At 53.8% G+C, this 2885-nt stretch carries 3 protein-coding genes; 2 read left to right on the top strand and 1 reads right to left on the bottom strand.

Annotated features, from left to right (window positions below):
* Positions 1-202 precede the first annotated feature (202 nt).
* Complete coding sequence (lipB, locus tag WC600_19150; GenBank protein ID MFA4904845.1) at positions 203-862, bottom strand: lipoyl(octanoyl) transferase LipB; 660 nt, start codon at positions 860-862, stop codon at positions 203-205.
* Positions 863-1048: 186 nt separating this feature from the next.
* Here lipB and WC600_19145 point away from each other — a divergent pair, with 186 nt between their 5' ends.
* Positions 1049-1369, top strand: coding sequence for a hypothetical protein (locus WC600_19145; GenBank protein ID MFA4904844.1), 321 nt, complete (start codon positions 1049-1051; stop codon positions 1367-1369).
* Positions 1356-1667, top strand: coding sequence for a helix-turn-helix domain-containing protein (locus WC600_19140; GenBank protein MFA4904843.1), 312 nt, complete (start codon positions 1356-1358; stop codon positions 1665-1667). The genes WC600_19145 and WC600_19140 overlap by 14 nt, the downstream gene beginning before the upstream one ends.
* Positions 1668-2885 lie beyond the last annotated feature (1218 nt).

The raw sequence follows: 2885 nt of genomic DNA, 5'->3' as shown, positions 1-2885 counted from the left end.
TGAAGCCGTCCTCGGTCATTCCGAGACCGAAGTCGATCGATTTCAGCGCCCGCTCCTGGCCAATGCTCCCCACAAGGTCGGGAAGTTCAGCCGTTGTGCGAAAGTCGAAACTGGATGGGTCACACACCCAACGAAGCTTTTCCACCGGTAACCTGCATTTCTCTTTTGCCACGTCAGCCTCCTTATTCCTTATTATTTGCATTCAATTGCAGACAGATATGCTTATTGCCGGGGTCTGCTTTTCCACAAAGGGGAGCCGGTCCGCCAGCAGCGGCTCAAACCGCTCCGCCAGCCGCTCCTTGACCTCCACAATTGACGGCGGCGACCCGCTGATCCCGGCCAGGGATGCAACGGAACACGATCGGATGCCGCAGGGGTTGATCTTGTAAAATGGCGACAGGTCGGGCGCCACGTTGAAGGAGAAGCCGTGCATGGTCACCCAGCGCCTGACGCCGACCCCTATGGAGGCAAGCTTTCCCTCGTCCGTCCAGACCCCCGTCAGTCCCGCCACCCGCGAGGCGGTCACCCCGAAGTCGGCAGCCAGCGCGATTAACAGTTCTTCCAGAAATCGGAGGTAGCGGTGCAGGTCTCTGCCACGCCTGGCCAGATCGATGATCGGATACCCCACCAGTTGACCCGGCCCGTGCCATGTCACGTCACCGCCGCGGTTTGTACGGATTACCCGGATGTCCGGATCGAGTATGTTCTCCGTCCGGCCGCCGCTGCCTGTGACGTAGACCGGCGGATGTTCCAGAAGCAGGAGTGTCTCATCCGCCGTTCCCGCGGCTACCTCCGCCGACAGCCGCTCCTGGATGGCGTAAGCCTTCGTGAATTCAATTATGCCGAGGTCGGATATAACCATAAAATCCTTCAAACCTTACCACAGATCAACTGAAAAATCCTTGCGGTTTTCCCCCCTCTGCCGAGCTCTTGCTTGTACCGGGCTGAGAGCACAGCGGGTTCACCGCTGCTGCGCTTGGTTGAAAATTTCTCTAGTTTTTCCAAATTTGTCGGTTGACTTTATACGTCACTGCCGTATAATCGGTGCATGATTACTTTTGTCGAATCGCCACTGTTTACGAAGCAGGTTCATGATTACCTGAGCGACGACGAGTACGGGGTTTTTCAAGCATTTCTTGCCGCCAATCCAGATACGGGCGATATGGTGCGCAGCTCCGGTGGGGTTCGTAAGGTGCGCTGGAGCCGTCGGGGGACCGGCAAGAGCGGCGGTGTCAGAGTCCTCTATTTTGCCCGGACTGAATCCGGAGAAATCTGGTTGCTTCTGATTTATGCCAAGAGCGCTATCGACAGTATTCCCGGTCACATTCTCAAAACCCTCAAAGAGGAGATGGAACATGCCACTCGATGAAAAAAAACTGCTCGAACGCGATGCGAAACGTAACATTGGCGAGGAACTGCTCCAAGCTGTGCGGGACATAAAAGCCGGCAGGGTCGGGCGAGTTTCCACTATAGATGTTTCTCCCCTGGCGTCAGCCCGTCTCAAGATTGGTCTTTCTCAAAGCGAGTTCGCTCATATGCTCGGAGTTTCTCTCCGAACTCTCCAAGAGTGGGAGCAAGGCCGTCGTACTCCGTCTGGCGCGGCGAAGTCCCTTATTGCCATTGCTATCAAGAATCCGGAAGCTTTGAAAGAACTGCTCGCCGCCTAAGGCTCCGAAGGCAGTATCGTTTCGAGTCATGGGCTTACTCCGCAGCACCCCGTGGTTCAGCATTTTTGCCATTCTATGCAGTGAGATGCAGCTTTGATGATGGGGCTCAGTCTGTTGACGGTTTCCCGCACCCCCGGCAATACTTCCCATGAACATGCATAAGATTATTGCAATTGCTACAAGGCTTAAACTGCGAAAACCCGCAGAAGGGACATGCTTGTGATCCGACAGGCAGATGTTTCCCACATTGCTGGCACTCCCCTTTCGATATCCTGCGCTCAATCAGTTTCTAGCGCGAAAAAAAGCTTCTTTTGAAAGATGTAGATCAGGAATAGTTTTCGCTATTTCATGGCATTTTATTGTTTTTATGGACGTAGGGGTGCATGTTGGGCCAATGTTTGAGACTAAGCGAAGAACTCTTGTTGTCTCAGTATGTATTTTTGAAACTTCAATAACTTTTCTTCTTTCGACAAGTTCATCTCTTACTGCTTTTGCCTGCTCGGCGAAAGAGCGCGAACGTCGGGCTTGGATATATGCCCATATGGCACCTCCAATAGATACCAACGATCCGATAATTGATAGCCAACTTTCCATGCGTTATTTTTCCCCTTGTGCCTAACTCTTCAGCGGGCGGGCGCTTTTTGCGCTCCACTGGAAGAGATGGTGTACGCCCGTCATGGGCGTGAACTTATGGGGTGCAAGTCCCCTGTACAAGAATCCAGTCACTGTCGTGAGACAGGGTCAACCAAGTACTAGCCGAAGGCAAGGGCGTCTCCGCGAGGAGGGGTCTGGAGGAAGCCGGAGCGCAAAGCTATGAGCCGACGAACAGAAACAGCATACAAGGCCATCATCCGGGCAAGTCAGCACGACATGACGAAGTCCCATGGATTCAGGAGAAATGGTAAATGCTGCGGTTGTGTAGCGACAGTTCACGTTCTTATCCGGGGAGACCTGCCCGGCTTTGCTGCTTTCGATGTTTGGAAGCTGCGCCTTGCATGGCAACATGCCGGGTGACCGGGCAGGAGTCAGCAAAAGCCATAGTAGGCAAGGACGTCACCACTCATAGCAGTGTGGTGGCTGGAAACAAGCCGACATAGAGAGCCGGAAGACTTACCCTGCCGAAGGGCCGAACCTAAAGAGAGGGATGTCATTCTCTATGTGCTCTGCACCGCATTGAACCCGACCGGGTGAGCGTAATTGCAGGCGCGTCATAGGAAT

The organism is Desulfobaccales bacterium, assembly GCA_041648175.1.
In the GTDB taxonomy this organism is placed as follows: domain Bacteria; phylum Desulfobacterota; class Desulfobaccia; order Desulfobaccales; family 0-14-0-80-60-11; genus 0-14-0-80-60-11.
The sequence above is the reverse complement of the archived record's forward strand: the minus strand, read 5'-3'. Positions and strand labels throughout refer to the sequence as shown.

What these genes read in the sequence shown, in the direction of transcription:
- lipB (MFA4904845.1), bottom strand. Translation starts at nt 862, where the DNA reads ATGGTTATATCCGACCTCGGCATAATTGAATTCACGAAGGCTTACGCC.
- WC600_19145 (MFA4904844.1), top strand. Translation starts at nt 1,049, where the DNA reads ATGATTACTTTTGTCGAATCGCCACTGTTTACGAAGCAGGTTCATGAT.
- WC600_19140 (MFA4904843.1), top strand. Translation starts at nt 1,356, where the DNA reads ATGCCACTCGATGAAAAAAAACTGCTCGAACGCGATGCGAAACGTAAC.